This is a genomic window from Adhaeribacter radiodurans, assembly GCF_014075995.1.
GTDB lineage: Bacteria > Bacteroidota > Bacteroidia > Cytophagales > Hymenobacteraceae > Adhaeribacter > Adhaeribacter radiodurans.
In genome coordinates, this window is sequence record NZ_CP055152.1 from 85,936 (window position 1) to 107,482 (window position 21,547).

At 39.0% G+C, this 21,547-nt stretch carries 22 protein-coding genes; 5 read left to right on the forward strand and 17 right to left on the reverse strand.

The window, feature by feature from the left end:
• Positions 1-18 precede the first annotated feature (18 nt).
• The 8 genes from HUW48_RS00425 to HUW48_RS00460 all read right to left on the reverse strand — a co-directional run bounded on the left by HUW48_RS00425 (position 19) and on the right by HUW48_RS00460 (position 5,694).
• A complete protein-coding gene (locus HUW48_RS00425) occupies positions 19-450 on the reverse strand; it encodes a hypothetical protein (RefSeq protein WP_182411391.1) in 432 nt (143 codons plus the stop codon).
• Positions 451-576: 126 nt separating this feature from the next.
• Positions 577-1,203, reverse strand: coding sequence for a ParA family protein (locus tag HUW48_RS00430; RefSeq protein ID WP_106933753.1), 627 nt, complete (start codon positions 1,201-1,203; stop codon positions 577-579).
• A gap of 20 nt (positions 1,204-1,223) precedes the next feature.
• Positions 1,224-2,903, reverse strand: coding sequence for a relaxase/mobilization nuclease domain-containing protein (locus HUW48_RS00435; RefSeq protein WP_182411392.1), 1,680 nt, complete (start codon positions 2,901-2,903; stop codon positions 1,224-1,226).
• 41 nt (positions 2,904-2,944) lie between these two features.
• The gene (gene mobC / locus HUW48_RS00440; protein ID WP_182411393.1) at positions 2,945-3,376 is read right to left on the reverse strand and encodes a plasmid mobilization relaxosome protein MobC; all 432 of its coding nucleotides are present in this window, start codon (positions 3,374-3,376) and stop codon (positions 2,945-2,947) included.
• Positions 3,377-3,614: 238 nt separating this feature from the next.
• Positions 3,615-3,896 (reverse strand): hypothetical protein, encoded by a 282-nt coding sequence (locus HUW48_RS00445; protein WP_182411394.1) that lies wholly within the window; start codon positions 3,894-3,896, stop codon positions 3,615-3,617.
• 56 nt (positions 3,897-3,952) lie between these two features.
• On the reverse strand, positions 3,953-4,177 hold the full coding sequence (locus tag HUW48_RS00450; RefSeq protein WP_182411395.1) for a hypothetical protein: 225 nt from the start codon (positions 4,175-4,177) through the stop codon (positions 3,953-3,955).
• Between the two features lie 4 nt (positions 4,178-4,181).
• Complete coding sequence (locus tag HUW48_RS00455; RefSeq protein WP_182411396.1) at positions 4,182-4,628, reverse strand: hypothetical protein; 447 nt, start codon at positions 4,626-4,628, stop codon at positions 4,182-4,184.
• 121 nt (positions 4,629-4,749) lie between these two features.
• Complete coding sequence (locus tag HUW48_RS00460; RefSeq protein WP_182411397.1) at positions 4,750-5,694, reverse strand: ArdC family protein; 945 nt, start codon at positions 5,692-5,694, stop codon at positions 4,750-4,752.
• 379 nt (positions 5,695-6,073) lie between these two features.
• On the opposite strand from HUW48_RS00460, the gene HUW48_RS00465 reads away from it, so the two are divergent.
• The 3 genes from HUW48_RS00465 (at position 6,074) to HUW48_RS00475 (ending at position 9,228) form a co-directional block, all read left to right on the forward strand.
• Complete coding sequence (locus HUW48_RS00465) at positions 6,074-6,844, forward strand: ParA family protein (RefSeq protein ID WP_106933760.1); 771 nt, start codon at positions 6,074-6,076, stop codon at positions 6,842-6,844.
• 34 nt (positions 6,845-6,878) lie between these two features.
• The gene (locus HUW48_RS00470; protein WP_182411398.1) at positions 6,879-7,169 is read left to right on the forward strand and encodes a hypothetical protein; all 291 of its coding nucleotides are present in this window, start codon (positions 6,879-6,881) and stop codon (positions 7,167-7,169) included.
• Positions 7,170-8,301: 1,132 nt separating this feature from the next.
• Entirely contained in the window at positions 8,302-9,228 is a 927-nt protein-coding gene (locus HUW48_RS00475) for a replication initiation protein (RefSeq protein ID WP_182411399.1), read from the forward strand.
• 288 nt (positions 9,229-9,516) lie between these two features.
• Here the strand turns inward: HUW48_RS00475 and HUW48_RS00480 are convergent, their stop codons facing one another.
• Positions 9,517-10,197, reverse strand: coding sequence for a recombinase family protein (locus HUW48_RS00480; protein ID WP_182411400.1), 681 nt, complete (start codon positions 10,195-10,197; stop codon positions 9,517-9,519).
• 1,390 nt (positions 10,198-11,587) lie between these two features.
• Here HUW48_RS00480 and HUW48_RS00485 point away from each other — a divergent pair.
• Complete coding sequence (locus HUW48_RS00485) at positions 11,588-12,778, forward strand: DUF3800 domain-containing protein (protein WP_182411401.1); 1,191 nt, start codon at positions 11,588-11,590, stop codon at positions 12,776-12,778.
• A gap of 98 nt (positions 12,779-12,876) precedes the next feature.
• On the opposite strand, the gene HUW48_RS00490 is transcribed toward HUW48_RS00485, so the two are convergent.
• Complete coding sequence (locus tag HUW48_RS00490; protein WP_182411402.1) at positions 12,877-13,284, reverse strand: hypothetical protein; 408 nt, start codon at positions 13,282-13,284, stop codon at positions 12,877-12,879.
• A 240-nt stretch (positions 13,285-13,524) separates the two neighbouring features.
• On the opposite strand from HUW48_RS00490, the gene HUW48_RS00495 reads away from it, so the two are divergent.
• Positions 13,525-13,698 (forward strand): hypothetical protein, encoded by a 174-nt coding sequence (locus HUW48_RS00495; protein ID WP_182411403.1) that lies wholly within the window; start codon positions 13,525-13,527, stop codon positions 13,696-13,698.
• Positions 13,699-13,701: 3 nt separating this feature from the next.
• On the opposite strand, the gene HUW48_RS00500 is transcribed toward HUW48_RS00495, so the two are convergent.
• From HUW48_RS00500 to HUW48_RS00530, 7 genes are all read right to left on the reverse strand, one after another.
• Positions 13,702-13,956, reverse strand: a complete 255-nt coding sequence (locus tag HUW48_RS00500) for a hypothetical protein (protein WP_182411404.1) — start codon at positions 13,954-13,956, stop codon at positions 13,702-13,704.
• Between the two features lie 313 nt (positions 13,957-14,269).
• Positions 14,270-14,671 carry a response regulator gene (locus HUW48_RS00505; protein ID WP_182411405.1) on the reverse strand — a complete coding sequence of 134 codons (402 nt, stop codon included), beginning with the start codon at positions 14,669-14,671 and terminating at the stop codon, positions 14,270-14,272.
• 60 nt (positions 14,672-14,731) lie between these two features.
• The gene (locus tag HUW48_RS00510; protein WP_182411406.1) at positions 14,732-18,184 is read right to left on the reverse strand and encodes a PAS domain-containing protein; all 3,453 of its coding nucleotides are present in this window, start codon (positions 18,182-18,184) and stop codon (positions 14,732-14,734) included.
• A gap of 328 nt (positions 18,185-18,512) precedes the next feature.
• Positions 18,513-18,935, reverse strand: coding sequence for a VOC family protein (locus HUW48_RS00515; RefSeq protein ID WP_182411407.1), 423 nt, complete (start codon positions 18,933-18,935; stop codon positions 18,513-18,515).
• Between the two features lie 354 nt (positions 18,936-19,289).
• Positions 19,290-20,201, reverse strand: coding sequence for an oxidoreductase (locus tag HUW48_RS00520; RefSeq protein WP_182411408.1), 912 nt, complete (start codon positions 20,199-20,201; stop codon positions 19,290-19,292).
• A gap of 110 nt (positions 20,202-20,311) precedes the next feature.
• Positions 20,312-20,764, reverse strand: a complete 453-nt coding sequence (locus tag HUW48_RS00525) for a carboxymuconolactone decarboxylase family protein (protein ID WP_182411409.1) — start codon at positions 20,762-20,764, stop codon at positions 20,312-20,314.
• Between the two features lie 68 nt (positions 20,765-20,832).
• Entirely contained in the window at positions 20,833-21,408 is a 576-nt protein-coding gene (locus HUW48_RS00530) for a Crp/Fnr family transcriptional regulator (protein ID WP_182411410.1), read from the reverse strand.
• Positions 21,409-21,547 lie beyond the last annotated feature (139 nt).

Sequence of the window (21,547 nt, forward strand, 5' to 3'; positions counted from 1 at the left end):
AAGGAGGGATTGGGAGGATTAATCGAAAAATATATTACCTTTTTTCTTCTCTCTTAAAGCTTTTATCAGGTCCTTATTTTCCAAGAGAAATTGCTTTAAGAGGTAACTGGCTAATACATTCGAGTTAATTTTAGCTTCTTTCCGTAACAGATCCAATGCTTCCCCAATATTATCATCGATGTAAACCAAGCGCCGATTAAAAATAAAGTTTTCCTTTTCGGCCTTCAGTGTATTTCTGATTTTATCAAACCCGTCTTTGCCAAGAATTACTTTCGGCTTCTCACTTACCTCTTTATCCGGAGTAGCTTTCTTACTCGCTGGTGTTGCTTGAGGAGCATTATCTGGTTTTGCTGGAATATCTTCTTCGGGTTTGCCGGCTGCTTGCCCGGTTTCAGTTCCTTCCGGGTTATCAATCCGGTTCCTAATCTTATTTAATAGATCCTTGCTCATCACAAATATACATTTTATGAGTAAATAAAAAAATAAAATACTAATAACATATTAATTTAAATTTTTAATCACTTTACAATAATTTATTATACTTATTTAATATTAATAATATATAAAATAAGTTTTCTATACTAAATATGAGTCATATATATAATCAAAGGGTTCTTGGATTAAAGATCTAGCCTCGCTACTAATGGAAACAGTATCAATTCGCTCTAAGGCTACCCGGTCAGGGATTTTTGGGGCTATGGTTCCGTAAGCGGCTAATACTTCTTTCACCTTTCCTTCGGTTTCGTACTTTACCGTTCCTTTGATTCTCGTGGGTAGGTATACAATCTTAATGTTGGGATTTACGTGATGAGCTACTTTGGAAAAAAACAACGAGCTTTCAAAAATAGTCTTTTCGTAGGCAAACGGGCAGATAATTAAGTCCGCATCTTTAATGATGGCCAGCATATTATCATCATCGAGCTTACCTGGTGTATCGAGCAAAATATGACCTTCCGTTTTTACTTCATTCAAGGCATGGGAATACTTAGAATATTCTTCCAAATCCACTTTCATCACTTCGTACAATGGGTCATTGGAATACATTTGCTTGTCTTCCTCCCAACGGGCAAACACTGTTTCTTGGTAATCCATATCGAGAATGATAATATTCTCTTTTTTATCCAGTACTAGGTAATTAGCTAGAAGGGTGGTAATAGTAGATTTACCCACACCTCCTTTTTGGTTAGCAATTATAATTTTCATTGGTTTTATGGTTTAGGTGATTAATCTTTTCGTTTCCGCTTTCTCTTTTTCTCTGGATACTCTTCCGGATTATCCTTCAGAACCTCAAGCACTAGGCCAGCTACTTCGGCAAAGGTTCCGCTGCTGTATTCCAATTGGGGGCTGTGTTGGATCTGATTTATCCGGTTGCAGTCAAAAACCTCCACTGTGCTGTAATCCGGAGCTGTTGACATCAACTGAGCCATATTGTACAGAGTATGATTCTTTTGATCTATGAGGTAAACCGTATTTGCTTTTCTAGCAAAGGAATATTTATTCTCCTTAGCAATATCTCCTAGGTCTTTACCCGTAGCTAGTAAACTATTTAGCTTATCTGAAAGGATCATTGTCTGCTCCCCATGTTTATTCTTTTCTCCCGAAATGAGTTGAGATAGCACTTTAGCATCTTCCTTTCTTAAAAACATAGCCTTGCAAATCACTTCCACTTCATCCGGAGTAGTGGTAGTAAATTTCTGCGCTTCAAACAACCTATCATTGTAAAGCAGCTGTTTCATTCTTTCTTTTGAAACCGAAAAGCTGGTTTCTTTTTCGCCCCAAATTCTTACCACTCCATTACTGTTGAGCTCAAAACCAAGCTTTAATAATTGTGCTTTAACCTCCCGGTACCGCAGGCCTTTATTATTTTCTTCATTGGCTAAAGTATCAATTACTTCAGCTCCGGCCTTTAATTGATCTTGTCGCGTTGGCAACGTGAGTAAAGCAGCTAAGGGCATTACCTGAGAACCTTTGAAGACTTGCTCTTTAGCATGATCAATAATCGTGTAGCCGTAAGGAATATTCTTACCCTTACCAGTGTGAAATACTATTTCTACTCCGAATTTTGATTGCATGAATTCTGAAAATTTTTCCGGAGTTAAAGCAGGTTTGTATTTAATGAATAAGGCCTTTAATTGGCGCCTGCGGTCCGTGGGCTCCACATAGTTTTTAATTTTATCATCAACCTGGGTTTTAGAAATAGAGTGTTGCACTTGGCCTCCGCGGATGAATTGATAATCTTCGGCCTTTACCGTTACTGTTAAACCTTGAGACTCTAGTAACATCTTAAACTGAGCCTCAGAGGAAAAATTATAACACAAAGACTTAGTAACTTGCTCTACAGGTTGCTGGCCTAGACCTTTACCTAATATTTTTTTTATTGCCGCCTGGGAGCGGTGTCGCTCAAAGGAATCATTAATTTTCCGGCCGGATTCATCTACCCTGCTTGAAACAATATGCACGTGATTATTGGCGGTATCTTTATGAAAATAGATCAGGTAAGGATTATTTTTGTAACCCATCTTTTCCAGGTACTGTTCGGCAATGGCTTTTAACTCCAAACCAGAATATTCCCTGCCTTCGCAGGAAATAACCGCGTGAAATTGGGGTTTATCGATCATACCTCTTTCAGTGGTAGACCAGGCTTTAAAAAATTGCTGGTACTCATGGACAGCTCGGCTCCTGACGCTACCATTTAATTCCAGAAGACCGAAATTTTCTTCAGCCAGCGGTTCTGCAGTCCCTAAACTGACTTTATTTTCATTATATTCTACTCCTGAAAAGCTACCGGCAGAAGAAAGAATTTTTACAATCATGCATTTCCAATTAATAAATTTAACAACAAGCATTAAACAATGAATATTGCATAATGAACATTGCATAAAAATAATATAAACATTACGCAATGTTTATAGAACATTGCGTAATGAGCAGTGCACATCAAACATTACTTTTTAGAAACGGAACGGAGATAAGCCTTGATGGCTAATGTGTATTCTTTCTGTACTTCTATCATCTCCTTGAAGCAGGTATTATATTCGGTAATAAACTTCTGATCCACCATATTATTCTTGTCCAGATAATTCACGTACCGGGCTATTTGATTGATGTTGTTACCGACCTTGTTTAATTCGGGATTTAGTTTGTTCAGCGCCTTAAATAAAGATTGTGGGTTATAGTTGGTGCTGTTAGTCTTGGATAGTAACTTATTTCGGAAATACACCAGGGGCTGTTTCCATCCCAAATCTTCACTTTCTTTATACAGCTGATTTCTCTCGTCTTCAGTGAATTTAATCAGCACCGGTTTATCCCGCCGCTCCTTATCGCTCTTTTTGGGCCTACCTCCTTTTGGGTTCCAGTTTTTAATTTCTTCTTCCACGCTGATAAAAATTATGAGTTGCGAATAATTTTACCCTTACTTCAGGGCTCCGCCCTAAAGTAAGGCAAGAGGTTTTCGTATATACGAAAACACATCTTGCAAAACGAACTCCAGTAGGGCAAGTAATGATTATTTATTGCAAAGTTTATTCTGATATGCTGTTTCTAACAAAAGGGAGGCAAGTTTATGATAAAGGTTTCTAATTATTTATAGCGTAGATCCAGATGGATACAAATGGTTAATTTGAAGCTTTGTTCCTGGGGTGGCTTTTAAGGACTAAGGCACAAAGGGCAAGAGAATCGATGTTTAACAGTTTGGCCACTTCATCCACCTCAGAAATTTTTAAACTTGTCGGATCTTCCAGCTTTGCTTTAAATCGAATATGACTCGTATTTAGTTTTTTGGCGATGAGACTATATGGAGCAATATCGAACAAGTCCTTAAACTCATTAATCAGGCCTTGGTCAAAAAGTAATTTAGCTTTATCAAACTTTTTATTCGGCGTGGTCTCGGTGTTCATAGTACTGGATTTTAATTAGCTCAATTTTGAGTACATTAAATACCCTTAGTATCAGATTATATATTTATTTCGGCAAGGTATGGTTCAAGTCCAGAGATATCTTGAAAACCGGTCACGTTTTGAATTTCGTTGAGTTCGTGATTATAAATAACCTCAGCATAAAATCCACCCATATCATAGAGGTTACCTCGATCCTGGCAGCACTCCAAGAAGTTACCAAAATGGAAAACGTGTTCCGCTCGTTCCGCAATGGTCAACCGTAAAAAGTCCGCTAGTATCATGATACTATATTTTAACTTGGCTACTAAACAATTTACCATCTGCATCACTGGCCAGCAGGATGGATCCCTGTAGTTGTTGCGGTTTAGCCTTCCGGTATTGCAACTGATAGGTAAAAGAAAGATGCACCTGCTTTTGACCTGCTACCCATTTCACTTTTTCAGAAGTGAACACAATTTTAGAAACCTCAAAGGGTTCGGTTTCAAACGCGGATCTTCTTTTGATGTCCCTAATTATAGCGGCTTTGGTTTGGCTCAAGTAACCTACTTCTGCGGTATTACTGTACCACGCTTCTTCATACTTAATTCTCCTAGCTCGCAAGTTATCATTGCGTTTAATATTGTTGACCTGGGTCGTGTTTTTTCCCTTAATTAAAACCAATAATGCTGTTGGGCCGGTAAAGCTCACTAGGGCAGCTCCGAATACCAGGATACCGATGTATTTTAGTTTCATAAGCTGAATATAAAAGCATCATTGTAAATATGTCAGTTTTAAATAGAAAAGTGAAGGTTTTAAACACATTTTTTTTGCATTGAATAAAAAAAGCCTACCTTTTACGGGTAGGCTTTGTATTTTAAACTTCTATTGCTTCGGTATCGTGTTGTTCTTGATCTTGGTGTTCGGGTTTGTGGCCCAGAATAAAACTAGCTGCCTTAAATGCTTTGGTGCTAGCATACATAATCATAGTTTTATCATCCTTTAGCTTCTTGATCCAACCCTGTAAATAAGCTACTGAGTTTTCGAAAACTATTTCTTTAATCCCGGTGAAAGCATTCAAGAAACTCGCTCCCATCTCTGCTACTAATTCTTCTTTGGAATAATTTATATCTCCAAATTGGGTTGCTTTATCTTCTTCGGTAAAGCGGTTCAACCTTATCTCGTGGCCAGTGGAATGAATTAACTCATGAAATAAAGTAGAATGGTAGGCCTGAGCATTGATGAAGGTTTTAATATCAGGCATCTGAACCTTATCAAAAGCCGGTAAATAGTAAGCTTCTGAACCACCGTGTTCTATCCGTGGCGCCGGTTCCGGATAATTATTTACAACATTCTGGCAAGCTTCTATAATTTGATTGTCAGTCCGCTCTACATCACCCGAAAGATTAAAACTTACACCTTCTACCTGGTCAATATTAAATACGGTCCAGATGAAAGGCACAAACTTGGTTTGCACTATATCCTTGGTTTCACCGGCTGGAGTATTCTTCTCTCCAATTTTATTATTAAATATTTTCCAGAAGATAATCTGAGTGCCCTTTTCGCCTTTTCTCACATTACCTCCTAAATCTTTAGCCTGTTTAAAGGTTAAAAAGTACGGAGTTTTATATTTTCTTTTCCCCGTAATGTAGTTAAGGTAAAAAGCGTTAAAGCCTTCGTACGCACGATCCGATACATAATTTTTAGGCAATCCATACGAGCTCCACGGCTTTTTCCAGAAAACTTTGCCTTGCTCTAATTGAGCGATTACTTCATTTGTTACTTCTTCGGCTAACTGGGTGAATTTTTGGTTAGAGGTCATTGGGGTTAGTTTTAAAGTGCTGCTGTTTGATTAATTACTTATACAAATATATACGTTTTAAACATAAATATGTTCATTTCATACATATTTATTTATACACAAAATCAAGCACTTTTTCTTCCCTTTTGTAAAAAAATACATTGTTTAAGACTCTCAATTGTATGCCCGATTTTAAAATTTATTGAAGTAAGCTTTTTCTTTCAAGATTAAGCAATGCAGATAATTGTGAATAAAGTAATAAAAAAAATATTAGTAATATAATATTTAAGTAACATTAAACATATTTAAAACTTTTAACAAAATATGGTTAGTAACTTTTATTATCGGTTAGTATTCTATTAATTTGAGGATTGATAGTAACAAAATATTAAAGCAACAAATGAAAGTATTTGCCCTTCTCAATCACAAAGGTGGCGTTGGAAAAACCACTAGTACCATTAATATTGGTGCAGCACTTAATAGGGCAGGTAAATCTGTTTTGCTGATTGACTTAGATCCACAAGCCAATTTATCGCAAAGTTTGGGCATTCAAGAACCAGCTCAGACGATTTATGGCATTATCAAAGGCGATTACCTAGCTAGTGATGCAGTATTGAATATTAGGCCAGGGTTAGATGTGATACCATCGACCTTAGATTTAAGTGGTTCTGAAATAGAATTGAGCACTAAAATTGGTCGGGAGCTTATTTTAAGGGAAGCAATTGAACCATTAAAAAAGAAGTACGACTTCATCCTGATTGACTGCCCTCCCTCGTTAGGTCTGCTTACGGTTAATGCCTTAACTGCTTCTGATAAAATTCTGATCCCGCTGCAAGCCGAATTCCTAGCTATGCAGGGACTTGCCAAAATGTTAGAAGTAGTTTCAATAATTCAGAAGCATCTGAATAAATCCTTAGAGTTAGGAGGTGTTTTCATTACCCAGTATGACAGCCGTAAGGTTCTTAATAAAAATGTATTTGATACTATCACAGAACACTTTCCGAAAAAAGTCTTCGCTACCAAAATTCGCGATAATGTTGCTTTGGCGGAGGCACCGGCTACTGGCCAAGACATTTTTACTTATAACAGTAAAAGCGCGGGTGCGGCCGATTATGAGTCATTAGCAGAAGAAATATTATCCAAACATACAAAGAAGAAAAGCACTAAATAACAAAATAGTAAAAACATAAAGTAATATCAGTAATATGGCTAAGAAAAATTTCTCAGGCGGTTTAGGCAGCTTGCTACAGAAAACAACTGAAAAGGCGGAGCAGGAAAAAGAGCAGAATTCGAATCAAGCAGAAGAAGCTACAAACTCTACCGAGCGCCGCACTACATTAATTATAAGGGAAGATTACTTAGATAAAATTAATGCAATAGCTTATTGGGACAGAACCTTAATTAAGGACCAAGTTAATGCTGCTTTTGCTGCATACATAAAGCAATACGAAATGGAAAATGGTGAAATTAAGGTAGCTCCTCCTAAAAAGAAATAGCAACTATTAAATTCTAAAGTTAAATAAGTTTTAAGTTAGTAATTCGTTAAACAATTTCTGCTGACGCTTTAGATTATCTTGTTTACTTGGTGTTTGGATATCACTTTCAAAATCACCAATGTGTGATACCAATAGGCCAAGTGATTCCGCTGAGAACGGGCTTTGGAGCATTTGCACTTTTTAGAACTCGTTAACAGTTTAAAACTCCTAGAGAAATCCTTGGTCTGCCATAGTTGCCATTACTGAGTTCGGCGACGAATAGGTTTACCAAATGGCCAGGATTGTTGGTGATACCAAAAGCAATGTCGTCGTTTATGGTAACTATCTTGAAATGTTTAATATAAAATATTTTAGCTTTATTTCTAGCCATTTAGCCAAGAATTTGTTATTCAATGTCAACAAGTTCAAGTAACTATTCTCTCGGCTAATGCTTACTTTATGATTGCTTTTTAGTGTAGTCAAAAATTTTTGACCGCTACGGTAGCCGAATTCACCAGATGAGGACAAACTATATTCTATAATTAAAGCGTTCTTGCCGAAGGCTAGCACTAATCACATTATGGTTTATGCTTCCTTGTCGGTCAGTTACGTTTGTGCAGATGTAATTGAAAGGTGTACTCAATAAAGATTCTATATATTCCTTTTACTTTGACTAGAAAACTTTCGAGTAAGTTCCTATTCTTGGAAGTAACCGAAAATAATTTATTTAATTTACTATATATTAAGATTTGCTAAAATTTTTAGCCATTTAGAAGCTTACTTCACTTATGAAACCTGTTTTTTCGGCCGGCCCAGTTTCCTTCCTTTATCAGATTTTTTTGACTTGATTTCCTTGATTCCATTGTTTGTGCCGAAATCAAACAACCTAATTTCCTTATTCATATCCCAAATTTGTGAATATTTGAATTATTTGAATTATTTGTAATAGCCATATATCATTGATTACCAATTATATACTTGGTTTTCAAAACAGATTTCATAAGCCAATAAACAGAAATAATAAGCCAATAAACAGATTCTATAAGTCACAAAAACAGATTTCATAAGTTAATTAAACAGATTTCATAAGTTAAAAAACAGAAATGTTTAAAGTCTCTGTTTTTTCTCAAGCCTTTTATATAAATTGGGCTCCATGGAACAGCTGGAAATTAAAGAAACCAAAATCCAGGTACGACATCATAATGTAATAACTAATGCCAGGCACGAACTCTCAGCGGTGCAGCTAGACATATACTTTATGATGCTCTCTCGGTTAAAGCCTGGTGATAGCAAGGACACCAAGTATATTATCAGTGTTAAAGAAATCGAGGAGTTAACCGGCCGACAATGGAATTACCAGCAGCTGCGGGAAGCTACTGCTGGACTGATAGGCAAGGTGTTCGAAATCGAAGAAGAGGATGGACTACTCCAGGTGGCCATGATGAGTAGCGCCAAATACCTAAAAGGACAAGGCCGCATTCAACTTTCTATAGCTGAAGATTTAAAGCCATACTTGGTAGACCTGAAAAATAATTTTACCAGTTTCCAGCTCTTCTGTGTACTTTCCATGACTTCCAAATACGCTAAATGGCTTTATGTGCAGTTTTCCAGGTGGAAAGATTTAGGTGCAATGACTTTCGAAGTGGAGCAGTTACGATATCGGCTAAACTTGAAAGACCCATCTGGTAAAGCTCCAGAACAATATAAGCAATGGGGTCAATTTAAGGATTATGTGTTAGAACCGGCTATTCGGCAAATTAATGAAGTATCAGATCTACGAGTGGCTTATGCTGTAACAGAAAAGAAAGGTAAATCCATTCACAAACTTACCTTTACCATTAAGATGGTTTCCCAAGTACAAACGGTTATTCCTTTCGAGTCTGAAGAATTGGACCGGGAAGCAGCCCAGCTGAAAGGACGTCTAAGGGACATTGGTATACTGGACACTAACCTTATCAACAAAATCCTTAATAGTACGGAGCTCCGGAAAAAAGCCAATAAATGCCTCTACGATATCTCACTTCGCCGAAAAGATATAAATAATCCAGGTGGTTACTTTCGGACAACACTGGGCATATAGCTTATAAAAGCTGTTTTTGCGGCTTATAAATCTGTTTATGCCATTAAAAAAACAGATTTTATAAGTAGTATAACTTATTTATAAACTTATAAAATCTGTTTTTTTAATATTTAACTTATAAAACCTGTTTTTCGGTCCTTAACTTATAAAACCTGTTTTTTTTATTCAATTTTTTTAAGGCATCTGCAATCTTAATTTCTGATGTCTCAAAAGAGCCTTAATGATTAAATTACTTTCTATAACACAGTTTTCTTTCGACTTACGGGATACCAATGCTACTTCTAGGTTTTAAGCACTAACTAAGCGATTGTAGATTCTTTGCACTTGAACAGCCTGGAATGCCCCTCCCCTACTAGCTCTAAATCCGGCATTGTTTAGTTCCAAGGCAATATCTTTCCAGGACTTATTTTGTTGGCGGTGTAGCAGGATAAGCGCCGCCGCCCGCTTATTGTTTTCATTCGCTCTGGCCTTTTTTTTATTTACTGCCACTGCTAGAGTATTAGCTGTTTTATTTATAAAGGGAGCGCTTGCTTTCCGCCACTCGCCCAGCCGTTTGGTTTTTTCAGCCAAAGCATTAGCGGTTCTTAGGCTGATCAACTCCCGCTCCCGGTCAGCGATAGCCATAAACAAAGTAAGCGTAAATTTATCCAAGTTCGGAATATCACAACTCTCTAACCTACCGTCTAGTTCAGAATAAATCCAAAGCGCTTGTTCGGTGTTACGGCTTAAACGGTCAATCTTGGCCACTACTAGCACTGCTTTTTCTTTTTTGCATAAAGCCAACGCCTGCTGTAACTTCGGTCGGTTGCTAATATCCTTGCCACTGACATTTTCAGTAAACTCGGCAATTACATTCTTGTCGGTGTAAAAATGGTCGAGGTAAGTTTGCTGAGATTGCAACCCCAATCCGGATTCACCTTGTTTTTTGGTGGATACTCTAATATAAGTAACGTACTTAGTTTCCTGCATGGGTAAAGTCTGCCAATTTTACAGGTAAATATACGCAATGATAATTTAAATTACATTATCACTACGCACGTAGAGGTAATGTAATTTAAAACTTTAAGGGGATTTAGGCAAGTAGTAAATTAGAAAATTAACTCTTTGAGAAAAGGTAGTCCTTGTAGAACATTGCTGCCTGACGGAAGGAACTTTAAATATCAGCAGTTAGAAGGGTATCAAGTAAACCGCAGAATGAGAAACAACAAATACGCCAATCTAGTAATCGTGTTAGTATATTGGCAATTTACCTATTATAAAAAAGAAAACCGTTTACATCAGCCAGGAAGAAGCTCTTATAACTGAAGACCACATCTATTCCAATTAAGGCTACGAGTACGCTAGTAGAAATTTAGCCTGTTTCTTAATTGATGAACTAACGCTTCCCAGAAGCACTTAGTTTATGTAAACATGATTACTTAATGATAAGTAATAAAGGAATATAACAACAAAGTAATATAAATAGTAAAACTGTATGGGGATACACTATCATATAGTAATACAGTAGTAAAGTAATATAAGTGTATAAAATTATTATATTATGTAATAATAAAGTAGCTATATATTAATAGTAATACTTACTTGTAAATAACGAATTATGATAGTAACATAAATAACAAAAATGCATATGTAATTAGCCTATAAATAATATCGGTAATATTAATAATTAAATAACACAAGTAACACTTAAATATCAAAGTAGTTCAACAATAAAATAATATTAGTAACTAAGTAAGTTTAATAACAAAATATTAAAATAATATAATGTAGGGAGAAGAAACGAAACTAAAAATTGGTTAATCCCATCTCTTCTCTCTTTAAATTTAGAAACTCTCTTTTATATTAAATCCATATTTGGATGTATAGCAGACTAGAATTACAAACCGCTAGCAGCACCAAGAATACTGTAATATAAGTAATATCTATGCTTATATTGCTAAATACTATTAATAATACAATATTTATAAAAACATAAAAATATTGTATTATTAAAAATACTTATGCAAAGTAGACTTTTAATAGCAGCAACAAAGTAATCGAATATGTTTCGAATATATGCCTTATATTCAGTTGAATAAAAATATATTTTTCAACTTTATTTGATAATAAACCGTTTGCTCCTCCATTTTTATAGAGTCAGGCACTTGTTTAATTGATACATCAATTAAGGGTTACAAAAGGGAAAAGAAAATTCTAATCTATATACAAACAATTTGTTAGTGGGAGCTTGTCAATCTAGATAACTCTTTATGACATATATGAGTACCACGTTTCCTAGAGTATTTCTATCTGAAAGCTTTGAGGATTTAGAATAATTTTTAACTTGAAGGATAAAAGCTTTATTACACGTACCAAGCTTATGCAACACCTTCACATCTTTGTCGACGAATTTGGTAATACAAGTCTGAACTCAGAGAAAACTGGCAGTTTCTCTCATTTTGTTTTAACAGCAGTACTTATTGAAGATGCCCAAATAGAACAAGCCCGAAGGATGCGATCGGATATTAGCCAGCGCTATTTCCAAGGACATCCCATTCAGTCCAGCCGTATTGCGAACGATGAAATAGGTTTCCAAAAACGACTTGATATTTTAAAAGAATTGCGGCAATTGGATTTCCTAGTACTTAGTCTAGTAATTAATAAAAGTAAGGTAATAGGGGAGGGGCTTGACCAGAATACTATTTTTTACAAATACTTCAACCGCATCTTCCTACAGCAATTCCCTAAAAACTTTACATCCTTCTCTATTCATGCCAACCAATTAGGGTGGCCGGAGTTCCGGCGGAGCCTACAGCACTATATCAATACGAAGGTCATTCAACGCGATTTATTTACTCCCGATCGGACCTACCAGTTGGTAGAGGATCGGTTGGAAGAACCATTAATACAACTAGCTGATTTTATTTCCGGTTGTTTAGGTAAAATTTATTGTACCAGCCATAGTCACGAAAAAGCCGCTTTCCTATTTGATTTGTTGCATGACCGCACTTTTGTAGATTTTTTTCCCTTTGAGAAAACTGATTTTTCAGTTTTTATTTCAGAGCAAGACCACGAAAAGAATCAGGTGATCTCCCGAATTGCGGCGCAGTCGGTCCAGGAAGCTTTAGTCAATCGTCATAAATTTTCGGAGGAAGCACAATCTGTTCTACAATACTTATATCTCATGTTCCGGACTGCTCCGGACCGTCTCGTGGAGAAATATGAAGTTATTGATAAAGTTAAAAGAATGTACCCCAACTTTACGGAGCAACAATTACGGGTATGTATTCAGCACTTGCGAGATCACGGAGTTCTGATTGTTAGTATCCAGGGCAAGTCCGGATATAAAATTCCTGACAGAGTGGAGGATATTGTTGGCTTCTACAATCGTTACTTGAACAGCATAGTACCTATGATAAATCGCATTAATATCTGTAACCGTAAAATTCTAGTTAATAGCTTACAAGAAGTAAACGTACTACAAGCTAACTTAAATTATTCCTTACTCCCTGACCTTATTAAAACCTTAGATAAAAGTAAACAGCCTCATGCTCCTTTAAACCTGCTTTAACTTCCATGACAAGTATTAATACCTCAATAAGCAACTTTGCATTTTCTATTTATCATAAAAGTGGTTATAAGCCAAAAAATGACTGCTCAAAGGAGAATCTATTTGCTTTGGCTCAACCATTCCGTAGCTAAGGAGTAGTCGGCGAATATTTGCATCTGGAAAGAATTACTGATTTTTACATGCATCTGCTCGGCCGATAAGCGGGCCATCGATTCGGCACTAACTACGTGGGCAAAATAGGTAAGTCCTAAAGCTCTAGCCCGGGGAGTCCAATCCTGGGCAATCCAATCGGTGGCATGATCCCAGGGACCTACTACCTGGCGGTTATCATTTAATAGCCGGAAGCAGCGATATTTTTGAATCATTTCTAAACAAGCATTTGCCCCCTGCATTACGCTTTCCAGGGTTTGATACCCACGCCAGTTGTTGTATACCCAGCCATGGAGGGCATCATAGCTAATGGATATAAAAATATTACCAAAAGTATTGGGTAGCTCTATTTTCAAGTAGCGTCATTTTAAAAGTATTAACTAACCAGCGTTATATCCCTCCGGCAAGTAAGATGCCTTCACTAGTAAACCATTTGACGCCAAAGGAAAGATATAGGATAAAGGTACACATTCCAGGAGATATTTTGGTCTAAAATTTAATAACTGCTTCAGAGTCATCTTAAGGAAAACTTAGTTATTCACTTAAGCGTAACTCCCCTGTATCATTTTAAAAGCCCCGTAAGTACGGGTAAAAACATGAATTATTCTAATTTAACCATTGCCTTTCAAAAAGGCAGAAGAGGGACCATCGTAGGTAAGATCGTCGAATTGCCCCATATCATTACCCGGGGAACTACCCTGGAAGAAGTACGCGCGAAAATAGTTGCTTTACTCGGCAACCAACCGCATTCCCTGCGGGGTAGTCGTTAATTTCTAGATTTTGGGGATTAATAAATAATTGACCCCATCGTACTCTTGACAGTTGCAACTATGTTGACACAAATGCTGGAAGCGGCTTTCAAAACGGGCAATTACCTGATCGGGAATGGAGCGCTTTTTCATTTCCCGCGAATCCATTACCAGCAAATACTCCTTAGTTTCGGCAATATCGACCACTTGTTTGAGAAACAAGGGCGAAGGCGCAATTAAGTAATCGTATATGGCTTGTTTCGTCTTAACTAGTTCCATCCCACTATCCTGCTTTGAATTCGTATGTTGCGACCGTATATATTACGGTTAAGAATTTATACTGCAACAAAACCGGATAGTTCTTAAAAGGAGGAGATATTATTCAACCAGAAGTCAGCAGCAGCGACGAAAAGGCTGCTTTATAAGAGACAAATAAGCTTTTGACAAGTAGGGCGCATAATAAGGATGCATTAGAATAATAAGACTATTTCACTCTTTACTTCTCATAACAGTACCTATTAGACTGGGTTGAACTTAAAAAGGGCATATCTGCCCAATCTATTCATCCCACAATTAGCTAGGGAGGGCTTACCTATGCTTCAAAATGTTGGGCCAGAATACTTTTTAAAGCGGCCTCGGTCAAAGGCTTATTCAGCAGCCCCGTTATATTCGCTTGTTCTATCTTTTCTACGTCTTGCGGGTTTAAAGAAGTAGTCAACATAATGATAATAACCGATTGCCGCTGCGCAAGCTCTAATTGCTCATACGCCTCCAGGAATTCAAAGCCATCCATAATAGGCATATTGATATCTAACAAAATTAACCGGGGGCAATCCCCACCGGGACAATGGGCTTGCAAGAGTTGTAAGGCCTCTAACCCATTATGGGCTACCAAAAGCTTTTCGGCTACTGCCAGTTTTTGGAAAAGCCTTTTATTTAAATAAATAGCCGTCTCGTCATCGTCTACCAGCAAGGCGCAAGTCATTTTAGTCATGGTGTTCTTTGTTAGTACTGTTCGGTATTATACCTAGGCCTTTACTGGGTTTCTTGATTATTATCGCCGAAAATATACCTGGAAGGTAGAGCCCTCCTCCACGTTACTGGTAACTTCAATCTTACCCCCCGCATTCTCAATTATTTTCTTGACCATGTATAAGCCAATGCCGGATCCTTCCACGTGGTTATGCAAACGCTTGAACATGGTGAAAAGCTTGTTTTTGCCAGACAAGTCCATGCCTAAACCATTATCGGCAACTGTGAGCACCTGGTATTCCGCTGTTCCAGTACAATAAATCTGGATTAGCGGGGTTCGTTTCGGAGAATGATATTTAATAGCGTTCGAAAGTAAATTATAAATAATACTGCGCAGATTTTTCGCTGAAAAACGGATGGTAGGACAGTTGCGGACATCGACTTCAATCTGGGCCTGGGTAGTTTGAATGAGCGTAGCTAAATCCAGCTGCACATCGCTGATGATAGCCGCCAGATCAACCGGTGTGACTTCGGCTTTATTTTCCTTTTGCAGCTTGGTAATTTCGGTTAAATGATCAATGGTGCGCTTAAAGCGTTGCACTGAATCCTGGATGAGATGTAGCGTATACGGAACATCTTCGGTTTGTAAGCTATCGGGGGGCAGTTGATCCGACAAAGCTTCCATTAACCCTTCGATGTTAAGAATAGGCGCTTTCAAATCGTGCGAGGCAGTATAAATGAAATTATCCAAATCCACGTTCACGCGCACGAGTTGCTGATTAGCCTCTTGTAATTCCTGATTCGCCGTGAGCAGATTTTCAGCTAAGGCCGTTGCTTTGCGTTCACTGGCTTCCACAATCCGGCGGGCTTCTACCTGATCGGTAATATCCTGCACCAGGGTATAGAAGCCTACGACCTTTTCATTTTGTAAATCGGGAACGTAACTGGTCCGGATATGTTTGGTAAAGCCTTCTCGGTAGGGCATGGTCGCTTCAAAGTCCAGTCGTTCCCCTTTAAGGGCACGATCAATGTATTGTTTTACTCCCCGGTAAGCGGTTTCCCCTACTACCTGGCGGACCGGCCGGTTCAGCAAATCTTCTGGTTTTTGGTGAAACCAACTCTCGTAGGCTTTATTGGCGAACCGGTATTTTTCTTCCTGATCCAGGTAGCCAATGAGAACGGGTAAGGAATCGGTTATCAGGCGTAGTTGCTGGGTGCTGGCTTCACTGGCTTGGCGGGCTTTTACTTGTTCACTGACGTCGGTTGCTACCGCCGCCACGCTCATCACCTGGCCTTGCTCATCCTGTAAAGGTTGGTAAACAAAGTTTAAGTATATTTTTTCTAATTGGCCATTTCGGGGCAACATGGCGGTTACTTCGTTGGCTACAAAAGGGGTACCGGTACGCACCACTTCATCGAGTAACTCCTTAAAACCTTGGTCACGTACTTCCGGCAGCGCTTCCAGCAAGGCTTTACCTAACACCTGTTCCGGAATTCGGCCCCACAAGGCTGCTACCAGGGGATTGGCTACCTCAATCACGTATTCCGGATTGCGCAGCACGGCAATAGCCACGGGAGCTTGCTCGAAAAGAACTTGCAGTTGTTTTTGCTGCGCTTCTTGTTGCTGACGCATTTGCACTTGCTGGGTAACATCGTACGCAAAAGTAGAAATCCCCACGATTTGGCCGTTCTCGCGGTAAGCCTGGTAAGTAAAAGTAAAATACATTTCCCTGGGTGGCTTTCCATCGGGCTGTTCCAGCAGTAGCGGAGCTTCCTGACCGAAGTACGTCTCCCCCGTCTGGTAAACTTTATTTAAAAGCCCGGCGAAACCCGCGGGTACCGTTTCGGGCAAAGCTTCCGCTACCGTCCGGCCCAGTAATTCCCTACCCGGGAAAAACGCCTGGTAAGCGGCGTTAACGTATTCGTACCGGTGTTCCGGTCCCCGTTGGATGCAAATAGCCGCGGGGGTCAGTTCAAATACCTGGTAGAACGTTTCGCGTTCTTGGATTAATTTCTGCGCATTAGCTATTAATTCGGCCTGTAAAGCGGCGGCTTGCTGCCGGGCTTCTACCTTCTCGGTAACGTCCACAATAAAGGCCAGAATCCCTTGGATCTGGCCAAAGTCATTTCGCAAGGGCTGGTAGACAAAATCTACGTATCGTTGCTTAAGTTTTCCCGTGTTCGGATCATAAAGTCGCAGAGATTTTTCGGTTCCTACAAAAGGAAAGCCAGTAGCATACACCTGGTCTAATAAACTAACAAAACCTTGCTCGGCTAATTCCGGAAAAACTTCGGTCACGGTTAGCCCTAATTGGGCGCGATCACCCGACAGAGCCAGGTAAGGATCATTGAAAAAATTATAGCGATGTTCCGGTCCCTCTAATGTGGCAATAGCGGCGGGCACCTGCCCTAAGATCAGCTGCAATTTGTTTTGTTGCTCGCGCAATTGTTCCCGTTGCAGCTCTGTTTTCTGGAGGGCCGCGTGTAAGGCGAGAGTGCGATCATCTACCCGGGCTTCTAGTACCTGATTGAGTTGTTTTAAGGCGTGCTGAGCCTTTTCCAATTTCTGGTTGGTGGAAGTAAGTTCCTGGTTGGTAACTTGCAGTTCTTCGTTTATAGCCTGCAATTCTTTATTCAGGGTTTGAACTTCTTGCCGGCTTATATCTACCTGGCGACGAGCCGCTACCTGGGCGGTTACTTCATAAGCAAAGACTATAATTCCATCTACTTCACCGGCTAAATTGCGCGTAGCCTGGTAGATGAAATTATAATAGTTTTCTCCTAGTTCTTGACCCGTATTTTCATGATCGAGCTGCACGAGCATCTCATTGGCGTAGTAGGTCTCGCCAGTACGATATACTTTATGGAGTAAACCAAAAATAGGTTGACCAACAAGTTCCGGCATGACTTCGGCAATCGGTTTACCGACTAAGGGGCGTTCGCCTACTAACTGCTGATAAGGCGGATTCACGAATTTAAAAACGTGCTCGGGTCCCTGGAAAATACAGATGAGAGCCGGTGCTTGCATTAAGATATTATGCAGTTGCTGCTCTTGTAGATCAGCTTGCGCATGCGCAGCTTTTTCGCGGGATTCACTCTGGGAAAGTTTTTTTTCAGCCAGTACCGCCGCGGTTACATTGACAACCGAATGGATAATCTGGTACACTTGCCCCTGCGCATCTAATACCGGGATATTGCGGGTTAACCAGTGGCGTTCCACAAAGTGACCAGCTTTTTCCGGATCGGGTACATCGTACTGTTGGCGGGCCAATTCGTGGGGCTTACCCGTGGCTATTACTTGTTCTAAAGAAGCCCGCACATTCGTCTTTCCTTTCGCTTCCGGAGCTTCGGGGTTGTCCGGAAAAAGCTCGAATATATGATGCCCAACTAAGTCTTCCCGTTTCGTGAGGGTTGCCTCCAGGTAAGCATCCGATACGGCTTCCATAATTAAATCGCGGGAGAGAAGTAAGTAAGCGCCGGGCAAAGAGTTGAAGACCGCCAATAAGTTGGGCGGCGGAGAGTAAAGATCAGACATTGAAATCAACTTATAAGTTAGGGAGTAAAGGTATTAGGGTAGTGGCTGCTATTATAGAACGGTATAACGGAATATGGTTCTCTTTTGCTGCAAAAACAAGTTAAATAAGCTAACTTTTAGGAAAGATTCTATCTTACGAAAAGACTACTTTCTTGAGATAAATTAAAGCTGTTTTACATATTGGTACTTATAGGACCTAATTAGCCGAGTAGGAGGGGACTACAAAGCTTTTGAAAAGGAGGTGTCTTCTTTTTAATTTGTTGCCTATTTCTATCCGTTGGTCACCAATAGCACGCTTTATTTGGAGAACCTTAAGCGGCAGGCTAAACTAATCGTTTAAATCGAAGGCGGGATTGTAAACGATTTCCCATAGGTGTTGGTCTAGGTCCTGGAAATATCCCGCATAACCCCCATAAAAAGTATTTTGGGCGGATTTTACAATGGTTGCTCCCGCGCTTTTGGCCTGCTCCATCACCGCATCTACTTCTGCTTTGCTAGCAACATTGTGACCTAGGGTGAAATCAGTGACCGCGGGTTCGTTAGGTTTTAACTGCGTATCGTGCGCCAAGCTTGTTCTAGGCCATAGGGCTAGTTTTAGCCCATTTTGTAAATCAAAAAAAGCGACGGCCCCGTATTCAAATTCTTTACCGATAATCCCTTGGGTTGGTAATCCCAGTCCATCTCGGTAAAAGGCAACGGCTTTCTCTAAGTCGTTTACGGCTAATGTCACTACAGAGATTCTAGGTTGCATTCTTTCCTGGTTTAACTACACGCTTAAAGATAGCAGTTACTAAATCAAGGAATATACTATTCGCCATGGCAGAAAGGATTATTTTTCATAGATTGGTAAAGTGCCAATATATAGGTTGCAAAGAATGGCTATTAGAGTGCTGCAAATTCCCTTTTTCAGATAACGAATTATATGTTAAATAGGAAGGGTTTTCTAGCTTTTGTACAATTAATGAATTAATGCTAAAGTATTGGTGAAGTTGTAGCATTTGAAAAACGTCCGTTCCAATTAGCTGCAATAGCAAAATAGCGATATATCGTTGAATGCTCCAACCCCCAGCCATAATTTCATAAACACCCGGTTAGCTGCAGTCCTTTATATTTCAAACCTCACACCACTCTCACTTTCCGCATATTTCCATAATTGTTTAGCTAATTCCTTATCGTTCATTGCCCTGGTGCTGTGTTTAGATAAAGCCGGATAACCCGAATATTCATTCGCTCCATCAGGACCATAAAATTCACCACCCATTACGGATGCGTCTGTAGCTGCAAAAAGTGAAGGTAATGCACCTTGCCAGGGCTGCATCACTTCATCAAATTCAGCGAACATTCCTTCTAATTGCTCACCGGGAATATGACGTTGTAAATCTGTTCGTGTAACGCCGGGATGCGAAGCTGCGGAAATCATTTTTAAATCCGCTGCTTTTATTTTTCTGTCTAATTCATAGGTAAACAGAATGTCTGCCAACTTGCTTATGGCATAAGACTGCCATGCGTTGTACGGCTTTTCTAATTTCAAATTATCAAAATCAATATTATCCGTTAATGTTGCTGCACCGCTTGAAAGTGTTACCACACGGGCATTTGAAGCCTTTTTTAATAATGGAAACAAATGTCCTGTTAAAGCAAAATGCCCTAAAAAATTTACCCCAAACTGCAACTCATACCCCTTATCGGTTTTTGATGCTGGTGGTATCATCACGCCAGCATTGTTTACTAAAATGTCAAGTTTTGAATGTCTATTTTTAAATCCATCTGCAAAAGATTTTATCTGAGTAGTATGTGCTAAATTCAGAATGCCGATTTCTAAACTTCCATTTCCTTTTGTAGATGATGTAATCTTCTCAATGGCTACCTCAATTTTATTTTGGTCTCTTGCAGCAATGGTAACATTTGCTCCTTTTTCATATAAAGCCTTTGCCGTTTCGTAACCGATACCGGTATTTGCTCCGGTTACAATAGCTGTTTTGCCTGTCAAATCAGGCATATTTTCTTTAGTCCACATAAGTTTGTTATCTAATCTTGTTTATTCACTAGGCCCGATAACCCGAATTCTTTTTCTTTCCAATAAAAAATCACAGGTCGTTACACCTGCGATTTTCTATTAGGATTGTCTTATGCCAAACTTTGTCCTATCAGCAGATGGGTGCTTAGTACAACCCTGTTCCATAGATTGATGGTAATAACGGCCGTTATAATATCTGCAATTTGTGTTTCGCTAAAGAATTGTAAGGCGTTTGTATAAGTGTCGTCCGCTAATCCATTTTGATGGATTAACGTTATCTCTTCCGTGATAGCCAACACTGCTTTTTCTTCTTCCGTAAAAATACCTTCGGCTTCTCGCCAGGCATTCAGCAAAAAAATACGCTGGGTCGTTTCACCATTTTTAATGGCGTCTTGCGTATGGATGTTGATACAATAGGCACACCCGTTGATTTGTGAAGCACGGATTTTAATAAGTTCTTTGGTCGTTTTGGATATAGAACACTGTGAAAGATAGGTTTCTAAACCAATCATTGCCTTTAGCGCATTGGGAGCTGCTGCTTTAATGTTGAATCGTTTTTGCATTGCCTAATTCTTTTAAAATTGTTCAATGCAAAGCTGGCAAATGAGAAAATGAAAAATCTTAAACTGGTTTAAGAAATACGCTTTTTACGAATTTCACTTAGATATTCGGGTGTGAATCCCAAATAGGAAGCGAGTAAGTACTGGGGAATACGTTGTGCAAATTCGGGATACCTTTCAATTGATTGAAAATAAAACTCTTCTTTGGAAAGGGAGTAAAGATATTTAATACGCATTTGGGCTGCGGCGTAAGCCCGCTGGTAAACAAAACGGAAATAGCGTTCCATACCCGGAAATGCTTTTACCAGTTTTTCCTGATTGTCTTGTGTGATACAAAGAATCTTAGATTTTTCTACTGCTTGGATATAAAATTGGGAAGAGATCTTGCGTTCGTAAGCAATGTTGTCGGTCATCCACCAAGTTTCTATGGCAAATTCGGTGGTTTGTTCCATGCCTTTTTCATTGATGTAAAACTTTCGTAGCAAGCCGCTTAGTACAAAATAATGGTGTCTGCAAATTTGTCCTTCCTCTAGTAAGTTTTCTTTTTTAGCTACATCTTTGAGGTCAAAGAATTTTTGAATTTCATCAAATTCATCGTTAGAAGCTTCTGCGAATTTGTTTATATGTTCTTTGAAAGTATTCAACATTTGGGCTTTAAAAGTGCTGGTTGTAAGATTGCAGGTAACGGACTAGGCTTTGCGGTGGCGCAGCTACCGTATAGATGTGGTTAGGAGTAGAATTTTTTTTAATTAAGCTTATACTGATCTTTTAACACCTGAATTTGAT